Origin of the sequence: Mesorhizobium carmichaelinearum (assembly GCF_900199455.1) — a bacterium.
Classification (GTDB): domain Bacteria; phylum Pseudomonadota; class Alphaproteobacteria; order Rhizobiales; family Rhizobiaceae; genus Mesorhizobium; species Mesorhizobium carmichaelinearum.
This window is the reverse complement of sequence record NZ_FZQR01000038.1, coordinates 1-19,712: the sequence shown is the minus strand read 5'-3', so window position 1 is coordinate 19,712 and position 19,712 is coordinate 1. Positions and strand designations below refer to the sequence as shown.

Here is a 19,712-nt window from a genome sequence, read left to right as displayed (position 1 = left end):
AAAACGTGTCGCAGGTTTCGGGAATTTGCGAATCCTTCAGCCGCCCGCACGCCGACGCTGACAACTCGGATTTCGACCGCGATCTTTACGGTTTCGCGAGGTGGTTCCTGTACCGGTGTGCGCTGTGTCGATCCCGACGACCTCGCCGCCGTCTTCGGCCCGGGCTATGCCATGAAGCCGAAGCCCGGCCTTGGCAATTACTTTCGGGGCCATACCATAGAGAGGGCAGTCGGATGACCAAGAAAGCGAAGATCATCTCCTACGCCGTGGTTCTGGTGGTTCTCGCCTTCTCCAGCTGGCGGTTCATATTGCTTGTCACGACCGGCCAATGGAAAGGCAGGTTCACTAGCTGGAGCACATGCGAGACCTTTTGGTGCTATTCGACTGGCATTTTGCTCTGGGCGGGCTCGGTCGCGTTCTGTCTCTTTGTGCTCTACCTGCTGCGCTACCATGAGAAATACGTTGCGAAGCTCTATCACCAATACCGTGAATTCAAAGCAAACTTCGACAAGCATTCAGAGCGCGGACGCCGCCGCTAAGGAAACCGGGAAAGCGTTGAGGTGCTGCCATTGGAGACGGAATACTCGACGGCAGGCGCATTAGCACAGTGTCAGCGGAAAATCGTCTCACAAACGATCTCTCACGCCTCGGTTTCGAGAGAAGATAGTCGCGAAAATCCTAAATTTCGCGCCAAAATCGCCAGCGCTGAATTTTCAGGGAAAATTCCGTAGCAAATGTCAGTCGCGAAACTTTGACTCTCGTAACGGATTTTCACGACCTGATGACCGCTTCTGCCTCCTGGCGGCCCGAAAGCTGCCAATGCGGTTTGCCCCCCAACTCGCCGTTCCTGATGCCCCTTGATTATGCCGAGCAGCCGCATGGTCGAACGCAGGCGAAACCGCCACCAAGCTCGGCTATTGTGGCATAATCCGGCTTACGGCATAATGCCCATTATGCCGATATCGGCATAACGTGCATTGGACGTCGGCGCTCCATCGCGTCAACCGCGACCTCAGCCGCTACACGAAGGACCGCAGCGAGCGAGCGCGGGAAGAGCTCATCGCCTTATCTTGACAGTCTGCACCGATTGCCAGTGTCCTGCTTGACGTCGATGCAACAGGACTGACGGAGGCGTTATCCAGGCCGGCCGCAGCGCTCCCACATAGCTGGCGGAGGCCGGCCTGGATAGCGCCGGGCAAGTTGAACTCCTTCGTTGATGCTGGGCTCCCCGGATGGGGGTCCGGGGGAAGGTTGAACAACTTGTGGACAGTGTAATCGCAGCTTCGAGCATTACGATTCAGGAGCGCAGATCAGCGGACGGCCTTGATGCCCATGTCCCAATGATCCTCCGGGACGGAGCGCTTTACGATCCTGATCTGGATCGCTTTTTACGCGACTTCCTCTCAATGGCGTTCGCTCACGCCATTCCCTTCGTGCCTATGGCTACGACGTTCTCGTCTGGGCTCGTTTTCTTTCGGAAGCCTGCGCCAAGACGATATGGCAAGCCGACCGGCATGATGTCCTTGCCTATCATCGCGTCCGCCGCCGCGCCGAGGTCGGACAACGCATTTCCGCCGCTTCGTGGAATCGCGCCGTTGCCTGTCTCGATCGGCTATATCGCTGGGGTGTGCAGGAAGGACTGATTGCAGAAGCACCCTTCACGCATCGCTCGGTCTGGAGGCAGGGGTACGGTGGGCGCCGGTCGCAGATGGCCGCGCGGAACGATGCCTATGAACCTGCCGCGCGTCGAGCGGACGTCAGTTTCGTCACGCTCGAGGACTATCGGCGCTTTCGGGATGTCGGCCTCAAGGCGCTTTTGCCTGACGGCCGCACACGCCCCGGCGCCCGTGATCGCAACGGTATCCGCAATGCATTGTTCGCCGATCTCCTCGTGACCACAGGGCTTCGGCTGGAAGAAGCATCATCTCTCTTCACCTCCGATCTTGTTTTCGCCGATCAGCGTCCGGGCCGTCAGGTCTGGCTGGATCTGCCGGACGCCCAGACCAAGGGCGATCGCGGTCGCCAGATCCTCGCTCCCGCTCGACTGCTCGCACAGGTGCGCGCGTATGTCGATGTCGAGCGAGCTCATGCCATCACGAAGTTTCAGCAGCGGTCAGGATGGCAGTCGATCGACCGTCCGATCTTCGTTCATCAGGAACGGCACCCGGCCCGGCTGCGACTGCTGGACGGTGGCGACATCGCTCTCGATCTGCTCGACCCCGAGGAACGTTGCCGGATTATTGTCTGCAACAGCAACGGCACGCCGAGCGAACCGGCGGCATTGTGGCTTTCGGAGGTCGGCATGCCGGTGCAGCCGAACTCGTGGGAAGTCATTTTCGCCCGCGCCTCCAGCCGGTGCCGGTCCCTCGGGTTCGATATCAACATCAGCCCGCACCAGCTACGCCACACCTTTGCCGTTCACATGCTGGCGATGCTCATTCAGCACCGTATCCGTGACGCTGCGCTTCCTGCCGGCTCGATGGAAGGATACCGGCAGATGCTCGGTGATCCTCTCCAGCAGGTGCAACGGCTTCTCGGCCATGCCAGCCTGACGACGACCTACATCTACCTCGACCACATCGCGACGCGTGCCGATACCGTCGATGCGGCCGTCGAGGAACTCCTGGCGCTGCTTCCCTCGGAGGCTTCGCTATGACGGGCCGGCCGCGCAAGGGAGCCTCGGTCCGCTTTGCACCGGCCGATGGCATCGCTCCGATGCACGCCAGAGATCCGGTCATCGGGCTGCGCTTCAATATCGAGGCGCGTTACGGTGGAACGCTTGAGGTTGACCTCGCTGGCGTGCATCCGCGACCCTTCGCCATCGCCTTTGCAGGAGCTCTGCGTCGGCAGTCCGAGCTTGGTGGTTCGCTCGGCGCATGCAGCACCATCAAGCAGCATTTGCAGGCCTACTTGAAGTTTTTCGCATATCTGCGCGAGCATTCCACGGCAAAGAAGCCCGCCGATCTGCGTGCTGACGACATCGATGGATACGAGGATTTCCTCGAAGCCGGCGGGATGACTCCGATCCACCGACACACTGTCCTCGCCAAAGCTATCCTTGCCCTTCGCTCGATCGACGCCGACCAGCCTGGTCTTCTGAATGAAGGGGTTCGCCATCGGCTGCGCTACACCAGTGCACGATCTGTCGGACGATCCCGACCACGAGACGCCTACAGCCCTTTCGTTTCAAGGCAGCTTCGAGACGCTGCGCGTGGCGACATCGCCAGGATATTCCGGCGGATCGGGAAGCCGCTCGATGAAGCCGACAACTATGCCAACCTTCGCAGAGTGACCGACGAGGCCAATGCCCGGATCGTCGCCTTCGGCAGGCTCAGCAGTGGGGACCGCGCCTTCAAGAGCCTATACTTCATGAGGCTGCGGCGCGGTCTTCCGGTCTCGAACCTGTCCGAAGATTTGCACGCACGCTTCCATCTGCGCGCGATGGATATTCCACCACTACTGACCTTCCTGTCCCTGGAGACCGGCTTAGAGCTCGAATGCTGCAAGGCGTTGACGATCAACTGCCTTCAGAACCCTGGACCCGGCACGATCGAGATTGCCTATGTGAAGCGGCGTGCCCGCGGCGCCGAGCACAAGCACATCCGTGTCCGTGATGGCGGGATCGGGACACCGGGTGGTCTGATACGCAAGCTGATCGAGGCAACGGCATTCACACGGCGGTTCGTCCCAAGCGAGAACCTTTGGCTCTATTATTACACCGGGCGGAAGCAGCTTCGCGCAGGTCTGGAGCATCAGCAGGAACTCGTAGCCAGATGGATAAAGGGGCATGATCTCGTTGATGACGATGGTGAGCCGCTCCGCCTCGTTCTTTCTCGGCTGCGTAAGACCCACAAGGCGCTCTGGTATCTGAAGACCGAGGGCCATATGGCCCGTTTCGCCGTTGGACATACTCCCGAGATCGCCGCACGCCACTACGCGGATATCCCTTCGCTACGCCCGCTGCACGAAGCCACCGTTGCCGAGGCCTTTTCCGAAGTCGCGGCGGCGGCCGGTCCGATCGTCCTGGCACCCGCCGAGGAAGATTTCTGGCGGCAATGCGACCCCCCGCCCGAAGGGCCCGAGGACCGCGACAGTATCCTGCGTGGTGACCAGGACGTTTGGCTCGCCGCATGCTCTGGTTTTGATCGCAGCCCCTTCGGAGGACCGGGCGAACCTTGCCCGCAACCATTCTGGGGCTGTCTCGAATGCCGCAATGCGGTCATCACCGCGCGCAAGCTGCCCGCGATCATCGCATTCCTACAGTTTATCGAAGAACAGCGGGCGGGTCTCTCCGCCTCAGAGTGGGCAATGAAGTTTGGCCGCGCCCATGCGCGCATCGCCGGGCAGGTTCTGCCGGCATTTCCCGAGAGCATGATCGCCGCAGCCCGCCGTGAGGCGGAAGAGCACACCCTTTATCTCCCGCCGGAGGCCCGCCAATGAGGGGATTGTCGCCAGCAGCTTCCTCACGGCAATACGATCTGCGCCCAGTTCTCGCGACCGCTCCGCTAAAGCCTGGTTTTGATCGGGACGCTCTGTCGCGCTACAGCGATCCGAGCTGGGATCTCGGTCCGGCCGTGTTTCGCGAGAGCGCTCGCCGCTGTCACGTCACCGTGCATTTCGGGTCGATCGAGGATGTGAGCGTCCGCGAGGCGTTGCGCGAACTTCTCTATGCCCGGCTCAACGTCGACCTGCCAGGTCACCGCAAGATCCTTTCTCCCGGTAGTGTCCGACAGGTCTTCAACCGCGCCCGACGCTTCTTCGAGTTCGTACGTGATGAACTCGGTGAGGTCGATCTCCGCCGCGTCGACCAGCCACTTCTTGACCTCTATGCCCGGCACCTCAAAGCCGACCGTGCTCGTCGGCCGGTCATCGTCACCCAGCTACTGGAGGTCCCGTTCGATCTCTATACCTATCGCGATGATCTTCCTTCCGGAGGACTGTCATTCCAGCCGTGGGCCGGAAGACCTCCTGCGCGTGTCGCGGGCTATCGTCAGGTTCGCGAGAACCGGACACCACGGATTCCCGAGGCAATCATATCGCCGCTGCTGGCCTGGTCGATCCGGTATGTCACCGAGTTTTCCGCCGATATCTTCGCAGCCCGTGAGGAGATGGACCGTCTCGAAGCGCATTGCGCCGCGCTCATCGAGCAGGACAGCGTTCTCGACCGTCAAGACCGACGGCGCCAGCAGCGTAACCGGCTTGAGGACTATTTCGGGCGGCTTCGCAGGGAAGGTCGCGGGGTGCCGATCTGGGGCACCGCCCATAACGGCATATTCCTCCGGCATCCCGCGACAGGAGACCTGTCGCCACCCGTCAACTCCCACCTGCTTCATCTGCACATCGGTATCGACGCCCGCGCCGAGAAGCGAATGCATGTTCAACTCGCAAGTGGTGCGCCCGATCTCATCGATGCCGCTCTACGCGAACTCGGCGTGGAAGCTGGAGGGATGGATACGCCGATCGCCATTCTGCCTGAGACCGGTAAGCCGTGGCGACCCCGCTTCGACGCCAAGACCCTCGCTGCGGAAGAGCGCATGCTGCAGTCGGCGGCCTACATCCTGTGCGCCTATCTGACCGGCATGCGGGACTGCGAAGTCCAGGCGATGCAGCGTGGATGCCTTTCCCTGACGCGCAGCGAAGACGGCATGATCATGCGCCATCGTGTTCGGTCCGTCGCCTATAAAGGCAAGTCCACCCAGGGCGAACCTGCCGACTGGGTCACCATCGAGCCCGTTGCCAGAGCTGTCGAGGTTCTGGAACGCCTGTCGTTCCGCGTTGCATCAGCCCGCGGCCTCGAGACGCTCTGGCCCGTTCTGATCGCACGGCCTGTTTGCAAGGATCACCTCTCGGCCGAGATCGTCCGCCAGCTCAACCGATTCCGGGATCATCTCAACGACCTGTTCGGCACACCTGGCATGCCGGCGATCCCGAATGGGCCAGGTGATCAGCCTTGGCGGATCACGACGCGGCAGTTCAGACGAACGATCGCATGGCACATCGCCAATCGTCCCTTCGGCACCATCGCCGGCATGATCCAGTATAAGCACGCCTCCGTCGCCGCTTTCGAGGGATATGCCGGCTCCAGCCGATCCGGCTTCCGAGCGGAAGTCGAGAACCAGCGTAGTCTCGGCCAGCTCGATGACCTGTTGATCTATTTCGACGAACGACAGGCCGGAGCCACGCTGTCCGGGCCTGCGGCGGCACGGATCGCGAAGACGCTCGACAGCATATCGGATGATCTAGGCCCGCTTCCGGCCATGATCGCCGATCGAGCCCGGCTGCGCACCATGCTCGCGAGCCTCGCGCGAACATTGCATGTCGGTGTGCTGGCCGATTGCTTCTTCGATCCCGGTACGGCCGCCTGTTTGAAGCGGGCCACCGGAGCCAAAGGCCCGCTGACCGCGCTTTGCCAGCCGACTCTTTGTCCAAATGCCTGCATCACCGCGAGGCACCGGCCAGTATGGGCACGTTCCGCCCAGGAAGCCGCAACCCTGTTGAAGGAGAAGCGGGTGTCCCAGCTTCAACGAAGCATTCTTCAGCAGGACCTTGAGCGGGCGAGGAAGGTCCTCGATAGCATAGACGAAGGCCAATCCGCGCCCGGCTCCTAAGTGGAGCCGGGTGTGCTCCTGCGCCGGTGGCCGCCCGGCGTGGTCGGAGCGCGCGATGCCCGGCGCATCCGCGCAACGGCTGATCGCCGTCCTCCGCTTGCGCTCCGGCTCTGCGAGTGCGCGGCCGCACCTGAGGCATCGCAATCCGCTGCTCCGACGCCGGGACATCCCCCGGCGGAGAAGGAGCAATGATCATGACAAGACAAAAAATCAGGAACAGCCGCCCGAGCGGGCGGCAGGAGAGGAAGAGGACGGCCGGAGTCGGGCGGTCGGTTGAGGGGGCGAGAAAGGCTCGCGCCGCCGCCCGCGGAGATTCCCCAATGTCCAGCACATCAGCATCCGTCCAGCGCGCCGACGTCTATTCTCGCGTTACAGCCGAGATCATTGCCGCGATCGAACAAGGCGCTGGCGAATGGCGTGCGCCCTGGTTCCACAATGGCACCAGCATCGCGCGCCCGACCAACCTCTCGTCTGGAAAGCGATATCGCGGCATCAATACGCTGGCCCTTTGGGCCGCAGGCTTCGCAGCCGGATATGGCGACGGCCTCTGGGGCACCTATAAGCAATGGCAGAATGCTGGCGCGCAGGTTCGTGAAGGAGAACGCTCCACCACTGTGGTGTTGTGGAGGGAGATCCAGTCTTCCCGGCAGGCCGACGACGAGGACGCTGATGACGGGCATCGGCGCATGTTCGCCCGTGCATTCTCGGTTTTCAACGTCGCTCAGGTCGACGGCTACGAGCGCCCGGCGACTCCTGTGCTGCCCGAGGCGGAACGTCTGGCCCACGCTGAAGCATTCATCGCGAACCTAGGCGTCAAGACCGAGTTCGGGGGATCGGAAGCCTATTATCGGCCGTCTGCCGATACGGTGTTCATGCCGCCATTCACCTCGTTTCGCGACGCCGCGTCATTTTATGGGGTGTGGCTCCATGAATGTGGGCACGCCAGCGGCTTCAAGCACAGGCTCGACCGTGATCTTTCCGGGCGCTTCGGATCAGCGGCCTATGCAGCCGAAGAATGCTGCGTGGAAATTCTCAGCGGGCTTGTCCTGGCTGATCTGGGAATCGCCCACCATCCGCGCCCCGACCACGCAGCCTATGTTGCCTCCTGGCTCAAGGTCCTCAAGGACGATCCCAAGGCCATCTTCACCGCAGCGAGCAAGGCGCAGCAGGCAGCCGACTGGATGCACGCTCAGCAGCCCCAGGCAGAGGAGATGGCGGCATGATCAGCACGGTCTTCATTGCGGAAAAATTTCAGAGTGGGGCTGGACTGTCAGGATATGTGGCAGAAATTGGCGCCAGTTTCATTTGCGCCGATCTGGGCATTGTGCCGGAGATGGAGCCGCGGCCGGACCACGCCAGTTACCTACAGTCCTGGTTGCGCGTCCTTCAGGAAGACCGCAGGGCGATCTTTTCGGCCGCCGCCCATGCGCAGCGGGCGGTCGCCTATCTGCATGGCCTACAGCTGCGGACGGAAACGGAGCGGAAGGCAGCCTGATGCTTCACGCTCCGCTGGTTGCCGGGCGGACCCCGTTTTCTCCGAACCGCCCTGCGAGCGCGCTTGCTCGGCACCGGCGTGAAATCGGGTCGCCGAACCACGCGGCAGTCGAATCCTGGATCGTGATCTCCACCGCCAAAATGTTTCGGGCAAAACCCACCATGCCCGCAACCTGTTCCTCCTCGCTCCACACCGCAACCAACCGCAAGGTTGGCTCTGGGCCGCTTCGCAGATCCGCTCCCGCGTCAGCCGTATCGTTCTTCTGGCGCTTGCCGACAGGCTTCGCCCAGCCCAGAGCGATCAATGACGCCATGTCCAAGCTTGGTGAACTCCCGAGCCCAGGAGTGGGTGCTGCCGGCATACACTAAATGCACTTATCCCCACGGCGCGCATCATTAGCATTGGATAATGTGAGAACCTCCAGCGGACGTTTCCGGAACGGGTGAGAGGTCCAGCGGTTCTCGTTCAAATCAAGCTCGGCCCCGATTCGCGGCGCGGTGCTCCTTCTGCGTGCAGCAAGGGTCGACCTGTCGACGGTCGCCGATCGCGGGCAGCTGGATTTCTGGCCGAGTGAAGGTGAGGACATGCACGGCGTATAGAGGACTGGCAATCGTCATTCAATTGCATTACATTTTCTGCAGAAATGGAGGCGCTGATGGCCGCGAACGCCCTTGTCCAGACCCGTATCGATGCCGACGTCCGGGATCGGGCGTCCGCCGTGCTCGAAAGCATGGGGCTGACGGTCTCCGATGCCGTTCGGATCCTGCTCACCCGTACCGCCAATGAGGGCGCGCTGCCGCTCGAACTTGTGACCAGCAGCGAGGCGCATGATGCCTGGTTCAGGGGCAAAGTGCTGGAGGCGCTCACCGATACCAGGCCCGACATGCCGGACGATGAGGTCGAGGCGCATTTCGCGAACCGGCGTGCGGCGGCACGGCGGAGGCGCGGCGACTTGGCATCGTGAAGCTCGTATGGTCTGCCTTGGCGCTTTCCGATCGCGACGGCATATTTACCCACATCGAGGCTGATAATCCGGCGGCCGCCATAACGGTCGATGAACGGATCGAGGCTGCGGCCCGCCGTCTTCGGGATTTCCCGGAAAGCGGCCGTCCGGGCCGGATTGCCGGGACGCGCGAACTGGTCGTCACCGGCACGCTCTATGTAGCGGCCTATCTAGTGACGGAGACCACGGTCGGCATTCTGCGTGTCCTGCACGGCGCGCAGCAATGGCCGGACGCTCCGCCGAAGGCTGATGTTTCATCAGCCCCGCTTTCCAACCTGGTGATCGGCACCCGGCTGTACCCGCAAAAAAGCCCCGCCCCGGCGGCCGGTTCCATGTGGGGAGACAGTGACACGCCGCAGGCCTGTTCGGCGGAGGTGGTCGTCTCTGTCTCGCCCGCCTGCAGGAGACGATGCCGGGAAAAGTCGGATCGCCCAGCTTGACCGAGAGCCTTGCCACTTGCGGGAGCGATCACTCAATCGGCTTCGACCTGCGCGCCATCATCAAGGCGAGGCGGACGTGGCGCCGGCAGAGGCGTCGACGCGGTGGCGAGCATCGATGTCGCGGGCGAGCGGTGCTGATGACGCGGTATCCCTGTTTTCTGTGGGTAATGGCGCCGACGACGCATGATCCAGGTTCCTTCCCGTCTCACACTTGGGCGCACCCACGCAGACCTCGATGGATCTGGTGTGACCGCAGGACGCCTCTCGTCTCGGTCGCCATCCCGCAACGGCCGGCCGCGGCTATTTTCCGCCGGCGGGGCGCAGCCCGCCTTTGCATCGCGAGGCAAAATAGCCGCTTGCGCCCGCCCTCCACTGCGTTGCGGCCTTGTCAGGTGCGGGGTCGACCGCCTCCGGTCCTTACACCGCCATCGAGGTCGCGATAGGCGCGGCCCGAGCAAACCCGAAAGGAACAGATCATGGCAGTCATCGGCAACACCAATCCCGCCGAACGGAACCAAGCTGTTCGATCCCGTTCGACGAGGTTGAAGAAGGCACCGCTGAATGCGCGACTGCACGCTGCCGATGGAACAGCGTGGTGCGCCCACTGCGGCGTTGCCGAGCCATATAAGATTTGGCGGAGCGCGAGACGCGCACTCATCGCCAGGGCAGGATGCCACCGGCGGTCATCCTGCAGAAATACCGAAGTTGGTGATCCCGGCATGGCTTGGCTTTTCCCGCGCTTTGGCGATTAAGCGTGCCAGCTCGGGAATCTCGGGCACCCCCACGATCACTTCGTCGCCGAGAACCAAGCCCGGCGTGCCGGTGATGGACAGCTCCTCGGCGAGCGCGCGATTGCGCTTGAGCGCGTCTTCGATGGCGGGATCTTGCATGTCCTGCTTGAGCTTCTCAACGTCGAGGCCCACCTTTCGTGCGATAGTCAAGACAGAGGATTCGCTGAGCTGACCGTGAGTAGCCAAAAGGGCGTGATGAAACGGCTCAAATAGTCCCTGTTTGCGCGAGGCGAGCGCCGCCGTTGCGGCGAATTTGGACCCCGGCGCCTCGCCCGGGTGCTCTTTGTAGACAACCTTCAGCTTGGGATCGTTCTTGAGGACTTGCTGGAGGACAACGTCGCCCGCCCGGCAGTGCACACAGTTGTAGTCTAGAAACTCCACCAGAGAGACGTCGCCATTCGGGTTGCCAGCAATTGGGGCATCGGGATCGTTGAAAAGTGCGTCGCGCCGCTGTGGAATGAGCTTCCGCCATTCTGCCTGGATGTGGCTACGGTCTTCGCGATGGTGCAGGTAGTCTGCGACAACCGGATGTTGCGCTACAACCACGGCAAGAAGCAGGGCCACAAAAGCGAGAAGGCGGGTTTTTTGTTCCGGCATGGGTTAGGCTCCTATCAACAGTGAGCGGCCGGGCAGCAACGGCTGGCCTTTTTTGACGCCAAAGAGGGCTTGCGGGCCGCGGTGCTCGCGCGGCGGTTTGCAGGTCACAAGAGTCAACTTACTGTCTCCTGACCGGATCATGGTGGGTTCCCCCTGCCGGACATCTGCCGTGCTACGCTCCGGTCGAACGCGCAAAGAGTTCGCCGCAAGCTCCATGCCAATTTTACCGCGCCGGATTTATCTGGGCCTTTCGCGCCGCGCTTTTGCAGATTGCTGCATTTGCTGCTAGCGAATGCCCGCACAGTCAACTCTGCAGCGGGTGGCGGCGCCGGCGGCGGAATCCCGGCCGCCCTGCTCTGTCCGTCCATTCAATGGTTGGCGGCGCAAACAGCGGCGCGGCCTGGGCCCACTGGTCAGCGGTCCGGAAAGCCGTCGCGATCGGCATAGGCGCGAGCTGGAACCGACACCCAGCGGGCTAGCTTCGAGCGCCCCGATGTGCCTTCGGACAAGACGCGCTCGAGCTGCTTTTGCCTCTTCACTTTCTCCGAGACATTGGCGTCGGTGACCTGCCTTCCAGAGATGTGCGCCAGCATCGCGTTGGCTACTTGCTTGTCGCGTATGCAGATCGAAGAGGGTCTCGTGTGGCTGCCACAATGCGCTCGTGTCGACATTCAGATGATTTCCGCCCCCTTGGACCACGACGCATCCGGCCCCCCAGCCTCTCGCCATGACGATGGTGAGAGCGCACTACATTCTCTGGGAGAGCTCCCAAACGCGGACGAAGATTGGCGCCGTGCTGTAGTCGCCGCCATTGCCGCCGGTTTCGCGCCGTCCTCATCCCGCGCCCCCCAAACAAAGCCAAAACCTGAGGCCGCTTTCGGCTCGAGCTCCGGGTCAAGCTTGAACGTCTCGTTCACGATGATCTGGCGTGCGGCGACTTCAAACCGTGACGTCTGGCATCGATGCGTCAGACGACGTGGGGCGCTGCCACGCCTTTTCCGGCGGCGCGAAGCGCGTGATCCCGTGTCCAAAAGCTGACAGAGGCAAACAAAATGTCAGGTTCGGAACAGACATTGGCAAAAGTGTTACGACCGGCCATCCGGGCACTGCAGAGGTTTTCCAAACAATCAGGCGCTTACTGGCGCTGAGCGCGCTGGCACGGCTTTTGCACGCTTGACGCTGACTGCAGGCAACGGGGGCAAGACGAGCGACGCTCTGTCCCCCTGAACCCGTGCGCTGTCTCTGAGCGGGAACTAGCTCGCGCAGAAAACAAGCTTTGGAGAGCAATATTTGCCCGCATTACAGATCGAATCCCCGGCTCCTTCGATTAAGGTCGAGAACTGGCTGCGAGGCGAGCCCCTCACGAGCTTCAAGCCCGGCAAAGTGTATATCGTCGAATTTTGGGCAACGTGGTGCGGACCATGTGTGGACGGAATGCCGCATCTTATCCAGCTGCAGGAGAAGTACAGGGACAGCGGAGTCGAGATCGTCGGAGTCGCGGCGTGTGAACAGGCTCCAACTGCCGATGAGGCCCGAAGCCGGTTGGATGCGTGGTTGACCGAAAAGTTCCCGAATCTGAATTATCGGATCGCGTTCGACTCGACAGGCGAAATGGATAAGCTTTGGATGGAGCCCAGCTTTTCTTTCTCGCTCGCAGAGAAAGGCTCGCATCAAGGGGTGCTCATGGCAGTCATGAAGAAGACGGGTGCCACATGGTCCTTTCGCGCCGTCGGTGCTCCCGGCATCGGACGCACGTTCGACGCGCTCTTGCCCGTGGCGGCCGCGCAAAACTTCGGGGCTAAGGTCCGTTCGAGCACTGATCACGCGACGCTAGGGACCTCATGACGCTTCTCCTTCCCGGCCAGAATGCACCCGTTACTGAGAGCTCAACCGAAGTGAAAGCTTCCTTCGGTGGTTCGGTCGTCGTCGACGTTTCCGCGTACCTCCTCCGCTCCGACGGAAAGGTCCGCGGCGACGGTGATATGGTCTTTTACGGCCAAACCACGGACGCCTCGCGGTCCGTTTCCATTGCGCAGTCGGGCGGACGCGGGTCGGTCGTGAGCTTGGACCTGTCGCGCATACCCATGGAGGTCGAGCGCGTCTCGGTGTGCGCAGCCGTCGACGTTTCGGCCTCGCCAGGGAAGACGCTCGCGCAGGCTACGCCGATCGAAGTGTTCGCGGCGGGCTACCGCTTCGTCCCCGTTCCGGAGCGTCCTGACATCTCCGCGCTGACGCTCGTAGAATTCTACCGCCGCGCCGGCGTTTGGAAGGTGCGCGCCGTCGGGCAAGGATTTGTTGGTGGGCTTGGTCCGCTGTCGAAGCTCTACGGCGTCGAGGTCTCCGAGGAGGCGCCCACGCCCCCCCGTCAATCGCCGCAGCCAGCCGCAGCGCCTTCAACGACATCGGCTCCGATCAGCCTTTCGAAAGTCTCGCTCACCAAGGCGAAGCCTACGATCGACCTTAGGAAGGGGGCCGGCGCTTTCGGGACGCTGGCTGTTAACCTCAATTGGAACCGTGGCACAGCAGTAAAGCGGGGGTTCTTCGGATCCGCAAAGTCCGGCGCGATCGACCTTGACCTCGCCTGCCTCTATGAGCTCGCCGACGGCGAGAAGGGAGCAATCCAAGCGCTGGGGCGCAGGTTCGGTGCGCTTGATCGTGCGCCATTCATTAAGCTGGCGGGCGACGACCGTTCGGGCGAGTCGACGGACGGCGAGTGGATGCATGTCTCGGGCAACCAATGGCCCCGGATCAAGCGGATCCTTGTCTACGCCTTCATCTACGAGGGCGTACCGAACTGGGCTTCAACGGACGGCGTGGTTTCCATAACTGTACAGGGTCAGCCGCCGATCGAGGTAAGACTCGACGAGGGAAGCGGGCTGGGGACATGCGCTATTGCCCTCCTCGAGAACGTCGGCGGCGACATTCGGATCAACCGGGAAGTGAGGTATTTTCCTGAGGCACAGATGATGGACAAGGCGTTCCGCTGGGGCATGCGCTGGACGTCGGGATCGAAATAAGTGGGACATATCAGCGGCGGCTCAATAGGAAGGACTTTATAAATGGCGCTTGGATGGCTGAAGGAACGCGGTACTGAGCTCCGCAAACAGGCCGGGGACGCGCTAAAGCGGTTCCAGAACGAGAAGATGCTCGACGCGCTGACCGGAGGCTGCGCATGGCTCGCTTCCGCGGATGGCTCGATCTCGGATGATGAGAAGCGCAAGATGCTGAACTTTATGCAGGTGTCCCCAGAGATGAAAGTCTTCGACACCAAAAAGGTCCTGGCGTCCTACAAACCCATCGCCGACACTTTCGAGGCCGAGTTCGAGTTTGGCCGCCTTGAGGCCGTGCGCCGCATCTCAAAAATCAAGGGTGACGCGGCAGCGGCGAATGTACTCGTGCGCCTCGTTATCATCTTAGGTTCTTCAGACGGCAACTTCGACGCGGACGAGAAGAAGGTCGTTCGCGAGATCTGCGGCATTCTTGATATCGACGCAACTCAGTTCGATCTTTGAAATCTGGCCACAACTCCAACCGAACACAGGAGCAAGCATGTCCATCAGCCTCAGCAAGGGCGGCAACATCTCGCTGTCGAAAGAGGTACCCTCCCTCTCAAAAATCTCTGTCGGCCTTGGCTGGGACCCCAAAGTCACCGACGGGCGCGACTTCGACCTCGATGCTTCGGCCTTTATACTAAACACATCGGGTCGCACCCTGTCCGACAAGCACTTCGTTTTCTACAACAATCTGAAATCACCGGACGGAGCGGTTGTCCACACTGGCGACAACACGACCGGACAGGGTGACGGCGACGACGAGGTGCTTACGGTCGATCTGAAGGCACTGTCACCTGAGGCAGCTCGCATCGCCTTCACCGTCACCATCCACGACGCGCAGTCCCGCGGCCAGAACTTCGGCCAAGTTGGCGGCTCGTTCATCCGCGTCCTAGACGGCACGTCCGGCAGGGAGATCGCCCGCTATGACCTCAACGAGGATTACTCGACACAGACTGCGATGATCTTTGGCGAGGTCTACCTTAATAATGGCGAATGGAAGTTCCGCGCCGTCGGCGAGGGCTACGCGGGCGGTCTCGGCGCGATGGCGAAACAGTACGGCTTGAATGCAAGCTGATGGCGGACGCGCGGATCAGGCTTTCGGCCTCGCTCAACACAACTTCTAGCGCAGCTGCCCCATGGGGGGCGTTCACACCTTGAAAGGAACATATCATGGCGGTTTCCCTCTCGAAGGGCGGCAACATTTCTCTTTCCAAAGAGGCCCCAGGCCTCAAATCTATTGTCGTCGGCCTCGGTTGGCAGCCGAAGGTCACAGATGGCGCTGGCTTCGACCTAGACGCATCAGCTTTCATCGTCGGCGAGAACGGCAAGGTCCTCTCCGATAAGTCGTTCATCTTTTTTAACAACAAGGTTTCTGACGACGGTTCGGTCGAGCACACCGGCGACAACCGCACCGGTGAGGGCGACGGCGACGACGAGCAGATCAAAATAGATCTCGCCAAGCTGCCTGCGGCGGCGACGAAGGTCGCGTTTATTGTTACCATTCACGAGGCGACCGAGCGCAGTCAGAACTTCGGCCAGGTAGGTGGCGCGTTCATCCGAGTAGTCAACGGCGATGGCCAAGCCGAGCTCACACGCTACGATCTCGGCGAAGACTACTCGACCGAGACCGCGATGATTTTCGGTGAGCTCTACAAAAGCGGAGCTGACTGGAAGTTTAAGGCCGTTGGCCAAGGTTACGCAGGCGGTCTCGCCAAGGCCGCTGCCGAGTATGGCGTCAACCTGGGCTGACGTTCGCGGTCGCCGGCGCGCCGCCTTCTCCGTCCAAAACACGAGGACCCATGTCCCTATTTCTTCGATATTTTTGGCTGGCCCTCCTCGTCACGGCGATCGGCCTACTGGGCTCCTTCTGGCCGGGCTACTCGCATGAACAGTCGATCCAGACCGGCTTTCGCATTTTTTTCATCACGTCGATCCTGTCGGTCCTCGAGATCTCCCTCTCGTTCGATAACGCCATCGTCAATGCCAAAATACTCAAGGACATGTCCCCAGCGTGGCAGCGGCGCTTTTTGACCTGGGGCATTCTGATAGCCGTGTTCGGCATGCGCATCGTGTTCCCGGTAGCCATCGTAGCCATTGCGGCATCCATCGGCCCGGTCGAGGCCATCCGTCTCGCAGCCGGCGAACCCGAACGCTACGCACAAATCATGCAGGACGCCCATATCGGCGTGGCCGCCTTCGGTGGCACGTTCCTTCTAATGGTCGCGCTTTCTTACTTCTTTGATGCGGAAAAGGATGTGCACTGGCTGGGCCCGATCGAGCAAATGGTCGCCGAGAAGGGGACAATCGTGCAGGGTATTGAAATCGGGCTAGTCCTTGCGTTGCTTGTTGCGTTCCACTACTGCCTTCCCCAGGAGGATGCCTTGACCTTCCTGCTCGCTGGCGTGTTCGGTCTCCTAAGTTTCCTAGCTGTCCATACCTTCGCGGAGATCATGGAAAGTCGTCAGCAGGTGATGTCCGCGGCAGCGCAGGGCGGCTTTGCTACCTTTATGTACCTCGAGGTCCTTGACGCTTCCTTTTCCTTCGACGGCGTGATCGGCGCCTTTGCGCTCTCGAACAACCTGTTTGTCATCGCTATCGGCCTGGGCATCGGTGCTATGTACGTCCGCTCCATGACCATCATGCTCGTCGAACTAGGCACGCTGGCATCCTACCGCTACCTCGAAAACGGCGCCTTTTGGGCTGTGCTCTTCCTCGCGGTCGTCATGTACTTTCAAACAATCTTCCACATTCCGGAGGTCGTTACAGGCGGCTTCGGCGTCGTGCTTATCGGCCTCTCGCTTTGGTCGTCGGTGCGGTGGAACCGCGTGAACCGGGACATCTTCCACGATGGTCCACAAGTCATCGAAGAGGCAGATGGCAAGCGTATAACCGTGTCTGACCGGACCGTACTATTACCGCACGACTAAGTGCACTGCCGACGTAGAGCCCGATCTAAAAGATGTTTAGCGATACCAGTGAGTTATGATTCCTAGGGCGTGTCATCAGTTAAGCAGCATGACGGTTGCGACGAACTGAACGGCGGCCAGAAAGGTGCTCGCCAGTTTGTCGTATCGTGTTGCGACGGGTAACCGGGGCAGATTGCCGGGCAGTCAGGCTTGAGCGGCTTGCCTAACGAGATCGGCGAGCGGCGGAATCGGCGGTTGTGCGTGTATGCCGAGGCGGTCGTCGAGATAGCGGAAGAATGAGATGTCGAGCTTGATGCAGGTCTTCATCAGGCCGAGCAGGACGTCGCGGGCGTTCTTGCCTGCCTCACTGACGGTTCCGCCGGAGATCTTGCGCTTGGTGACGAAGGCGCGGATGTCGTTTTCGGACCCGTTGGTGTGGAGTGGGATCTCGGGACGCTCGAGAACGCGCAGGAGTTCATGCTTGCGGCGATGCAGCCGGGCCAGCAGACGGTCGAGCATGACGTAGCCTGTTCGGCGTTTGAACAGGCGCTCGAAGCGGGCCCGCAGTGCGGCTGCCCTTCGGGGGCATGGATCAGCTGGTTCTGTCGCAAACGGAATGGCAACCTATGTCCCGCATGAAGCGCTCAGATTTTCGCAGGAGCATTCCATGTTCAAAGGCCGTCATTTTGATCGATCCGTGATCCTGCTGTGCGTACGCTGGTATCTGGCCTACAATCTGAGCTTGCGCGATTTGGAAGAGATGATGGCCGAACGCGGCCTGAACGTCGATCACTCCACCGTGCATCGCTGGGTCGTCCACTTCTCGCCTCGGCTGCTGGAGTGTTTCAACGGACGCAAGCGTGCCATCACCGGCAAGTGGCATATGGACGAGACGTATATCAAGGTTCGCGGCCAGTGGACGTACCTCTATCGCCATCGACAGCGTCGGCGACACGGTCGAATTCTTCTTCAGCGAAAACCGTGACCTGGCGGCCGCAAAACGCTTCCTCCGGAAGGCGTTGGGTCGCCACGGTCTACCGGATCGCATTGTTATCGACGGCAGCCAGACAAATCACGAGGCGATCATTTCCTGCGATGCTGAACACCGTTTGCGGGATCGATCGCGGCGCTCACTGCAACCAATCCGAATCCGCAAGAGCAAGTATCTCAATAATCGGATCGAGCAGGACCATCGACGCGTCAAGCGCCGCATCCGCTCCATGCTCGGCTTCAAATCGACGGCAAGCGCCGAAGTCATTCTCTCCGGCATCGAAATGGTTCACATGATGCGCAAGCGACAGGCGAGATTTGCCTATAATCCACGCCCCTCAATCGCTGAGCAGTTCGAAATCCTCGCAGCCGGACAATCGGGGCGAAAGCGCCCTCTCGTGGCGGAAATTACAATTTGCGACAGAACCGCGTGGACGGCGTGACATTCGCGAAGATCGAGGCGGAAGGCGCGGAGAGGTGGCTGGCGGGCCTGCGCGAGGAACTTGTCTCGAAGACCTACCGGCCGCAGCCGGTGCGACGGGTGATGATCCCGAAGCCGGGGGGCGGCGAACGTCCGCTCGGCATCCCGACCATTCGGGACCGGGTGGTTCAGACCGCCGCCAAGCTGGTGCTGGAACCGATATTCGAGGCGGACTTCGAGGATGGTGCCTATGGCTATCGGCCCAGACGCAGTGGGACCGACGCAATCAAGGAAGTGCACCGGCTTGTCTGCCGGGGCTACACGGACGTGGTAGACGCCGATTTGTCGAAATACTTCGACACGATTCCGCATTCGGACCTCCTCACATCGGTGGCCCGGCGCATTGTCGACCGGCACGTGCTGCGGCTGATCAAGCTGTGGCTGAAAGCGCCGATCGAAGAGCGGGACGGTGACGGGAAACGGCACGTGAGCGGTGGTAAGAGCAGCACGCGCGGCACGCCGCAAGGTGGGGTCGCAAGTCCGCTGCTCTCGGTCATCTACATGAACCGGTTCCTGAAACATTGGCGGCTCACCGGACGCGGCGAGGCGTTCCGTGCGCATGTCATCTCCTATGCCGATGACTTCGTCATCCTCAGCCGCGGGCACGCGGACGAGGCGCTGGCGTGGACACGTTCGGTGATGACAAAACTCGGGCTGACGCTGAACGAGGCGAAGACCTCGCTGAAGGATGCCCGCACGGAGCCTTTCGACTTCCTTGGCTATACGTTCGGACCTCACCGCTACCGGAAAGACGGCCATTGGTACCTGGGTGCGAGCCCATCCAAGAAGAGCGTGCAACGGATCAAAACGAAGATTGGCGATCACTTGGTAAACGGCAACAAAGAGCCGTGGCCCGTGGTCTGCACCCAGCTGAACAGGCTTCTGCGCGGCTGGTCAGGCTACTTTGGCTATGGAACACGCTTGGCGGCCTATCGAGCGGTCGACAACCACGTCTATGACCGTGTTCGCGCCTTCCTGCGCAAACGGCACAGGGTGCAAGGACGCGGCACACAGCGTTTCTCCGACGACATTGTCTTCGGAAAACTTGGTGTCCTGCGTCTTCGACGCGTGCACATTGGACCGCCGCCGCGTGCCTCACGATGAAACCAGTCGGAAAGCCGGATGCGGGAAATCCGCACGTCCGGTTTGATGAGCGGGGAAGGGAGACGGAGCGAGGCCAACACGGCCCAAGCCACCGCGCCCCTCCTCGACTCTACTGGAGGTTGGCGGATGTGGTGCAAGCCGTTGAAATGACGTAGGATTTGGTTGCTTACGCCGATCCGAACCATTTCCCGGAGACCACACCCGCCATGAATGATCCTACGCTGCCGCTGAGCGGTTTGTCATC

General features: G+C 61.2%; 15 protein-coding genes and 6 pseudogenes. 17 read left to right on the top strand and 4 right to left on the bottom strand.

Features of this window, described 5'->3' with window-relative positions:
- Nucleotides 1-233 precede the first annotated feature (233 nt).
- The 7 genes and pseudogenes from CKW40_RS37460 to CKW40_RS37435 all read left to right on the top strand — a co-directional run.
- The gene (locus CKW40_RS37460; protein ID WP_095204696.1) at nucleotides 234-539 is read left to right on the top strand and encodes a hypothetical protein; all 306 of its coding nucleotides are present in this window, start codon (nucleotides 234-236) and stop codon (nucleotides 537-539) included.
- A 914-nt stretch (nucleotides 540-1,453) separates the two neighbouring features.
- A pseudogene (locus tag CKW40_RS46095) lies at nucleotides 1,454-1,579 on the top strand (hypothetical protein); the annotation flags it as partial.
- A gap of 129 nt (nucleotides 1,580-1,708) precedes the next feature.
- Complete coding sequence (locus CKW40_RS37455) at nucleotides 1,709-2,656, top strand: tyrosine-type recombinase/integrase (protein WP_439331033.1); 948 nt, start codon at nucleotides 1,709-1,711, stop codon at nucleotides 2,654-2,656.
- Nucleotides 2,653-4,440 (top strand): hypothetical protein, encoded by a 1,788-nt coding sequence (locus CKW40_RS37450; protein ID WP_095204695.1) that lies wholly within the window; start codon nucleotides 2,653-2,655, stop codon nucleotides 4,438-4,440. Before CKW40_RS37455 ends, CKW40_RS37450 begins: the two co-directional genes overlap by 4 nt.
- A complete protein-coding gene (locus CKW40_RS37445) occupies nucleotides 4,437-6,608 on the top strand; it encodes an integrase (protein WP_095204694.1) in 2,172 nt (723 codons plus the stop codon). The genes CKW40_RS37450 and CKW40_RS37445 overlap by 4 nt, the downstream gene beginning before the upstream one ends.
- Before the next feature lie 320 nt (nucleotides 6,609-6,928).
- Complete coding sequence (locus CKW40_RS37440) at nucleotides 6,929-7,831, top strand: ArdC family protein (protein WP_095204693.1); 903 nt, start codon at nucleotides 6,929-6,931, stop codon at nucleotides 7,829-7,831.
- A 56-nt stretch (nucleotides 7,832-7,887) separates the two neighbouring features.
- Nucleotides 7,888-8,103 (top strand): annotated as a pseudogene (locus CKW40_RS37435) (zincin-like metallopeptidase domain-containing protein); the annotation flags it as partial.
- 4 nt (nucleotides 8,104-8,107) lie between these two features.
- On the opposite strand, the gene CKW40_RS37430 reads toward CKW40_RS37435, so the two are convergent.
- Entirely contained in the window at nucleotides 8,108-8,422 is a 315-nt protein-coding gene (locus tag CKW40_RS37430) for a hypothetical protein (RefSeq protein WP_143748453.1), read from the bottom strand.
- A 336-nt stretch (nucleotides 8,423-8,758) separates the two neighbouring features.
- Between CKW40_RS37430 and CKW40_RS37425 the strand changes: the two genes are divergently transcribed.
- Both CKW40_RS37425 and CKW40_RS37420 read left to right on the top strand, forming a co-directional pair.
- Nucleotides 8,759-9,067, top strand: coding sequence for a type II toxin-antitoxin system RelB/DinJ family antitoxin (locus tag CKW40_RS37425; RefSeq protein WP_095204709.1), 309 nt, complete (start codon nucleotides 8,759-8,761; stop codon nucleotides 9,065-9,067).
- A pseudogene (locus tag CKW40_RS37420) lies at nucleotides 9,064-9,348 on the top strand (type II toxin-antitoxin system RelE/ParE family toxin); the annotation flags it as partial. The gene CKW40_RS37425 and the pseudogene CKW40_RS37420, both read left to right, overlap by 4 nt.
- 881 nt (nucleotides 9,349-10,229) lie before the next feature.
- On the opposite strand, the gene CKW40_RS37415 reads toward CKW40_RS37420, so the two are convergent.
- Both CKW40_RS37415 and CKW40_RS37410 read right to left on the bottom strand, forming a co-directional pair.
- The gene (locus CKW40_RS37415) at nucleotides 10,230-10,934 is read right to left on the bottom strand and encodes a DsbA family protein (protein WP_095204690.1); all 705 of its coding nucleotides are present in this window, start codon (nucleotides 10,932-10,934) and stop codon (nucleotides 10,230-10,232) included.
- A 413-nt stretch (nucleotides 10,935-11,347) separates the two neighbouring features.
- Nucleotides 11,348-11,605, bottom strand: coding sequence for a hypothetical protein (locus CKW40_RS37410; RefSeq protein ID WP_143748452.1), 258 nt, complete (start codon nucleotides 11,603-11,605; stop codon nucleotides 11,348-11,350).
- 619 nt (nucleotides 11,606-12,224) lie between these two features.
- Here CKW40_RS37410 and CKW40_RS37405 point away from each other — a divergent pair.
- The 6 genes and pseudogenes from CKW40_RS37405 to CKW40_RS37380 all read left to right on the top strand — a co-directional run.
- Nucleotides 12,225-12,587: pseudogene (locus CKW40_RS37405) on the top strand (TlpA disulfide reductase family protein); the annotation flags it as partial.
- Nucleotides 12,588-12,775: 188 nt separating this feature from the next.
- Nucleotides 12,776-13,951 carry a TerD family protein gene (locus CKW40_RS37400; RefSeq protein ID WP_095204688.1) on the top strand — a complete coding sequence of 392 codons (1,176 nt, stop codon included), beginning with the start codon at nucleotides 12,776-12,778 and terminating at the stop codon, nucleotides 13,949-13,951.
- A gap of 42 nt (nucleotides 13,952-13,993) precedes the next feature.
- A complete protein-coding gene (locus CKW40_RS37395) occupies nucleotides 13,994-14,446 on the top strand; it encodes a tellurite resistance TerB family protein (RefSeq protein ID WP_095204687.1) in 453 nt (150 codons plus the stop codon).
- Nucleotides 14,447-14,483: 37 nt separating this feature from the next.
- Entirely contained in the window at nucleotides 14,484-15,062 is a 579-nt protein-coding gene (locus CKW40_RS37390; protein ID WP_095204686.1) for a TerD family protein, read from the top strand.
- Between the two features lie 95 nt (nucleotides 15,063-15,157).
- The gene (locus tag CKW40_RS37385; RefSeq protein WP_095204685.1) at nucleotides 15,158-15,736 is read left to right on the top strand and encodes a TerD family protein; all 579 of its coding nucleotides are present in this window, start codon (nucleotides 15,158-15,160) and stop codon (nucleotides 15,734-15,736) included.
- 50 nt (nucleotides 15,737-15,786) lie between these two features.
- A complete protein-coding gene (locus tag CKW40_RS37380; protein WP_095204684.1) occupies nucleotides 15,787-16,914 on the top strand; it encodes a DUF475 domain-containing protein in 1,128 nt (375 codons plus the stop codon).
- 183 nt (nucleotides 16,915-17,097) lie between these two features.
- Here CKW40_RS37380 and CKW40_RS37375 read toward each other — a convergent pair.
- Nucleotides 17,098-17,484 (bottom strand): annotated as a pseudogene (locus CKW40_RS37375) (IS66 family transposase); the annotation flags it as partial.
- Nucleotides 17,485-17,509: 25 nt separating this feature from the next.
- Between CKW40_RS37375 and CKW40_RS37370 the strand changes: the two are divergent.
- Nucleotides 17,510-18,326, top strand: a pseudogene (locus CKW40_RS37370) (IS6 family transposase).
- Nucleotides 18,323-19,468: a group II intron reverse transcriptase/maturase gene (gene ltrA, locus CKW40_RS37365; protein ID WP_244571449.1), complete on the top strand. Its 1,146-nt coding sequence runs from the start codon at nucleotides 18,323-18,325 to the stop codon at nucleotides 19,466-19,468. Before CKW40_RS37370 ends, ltrA begins: the two are co-directional and overlap by 4 nt.
- Nucleotides 19,469-19,712 lie beyond the last annotated feature (244 nt).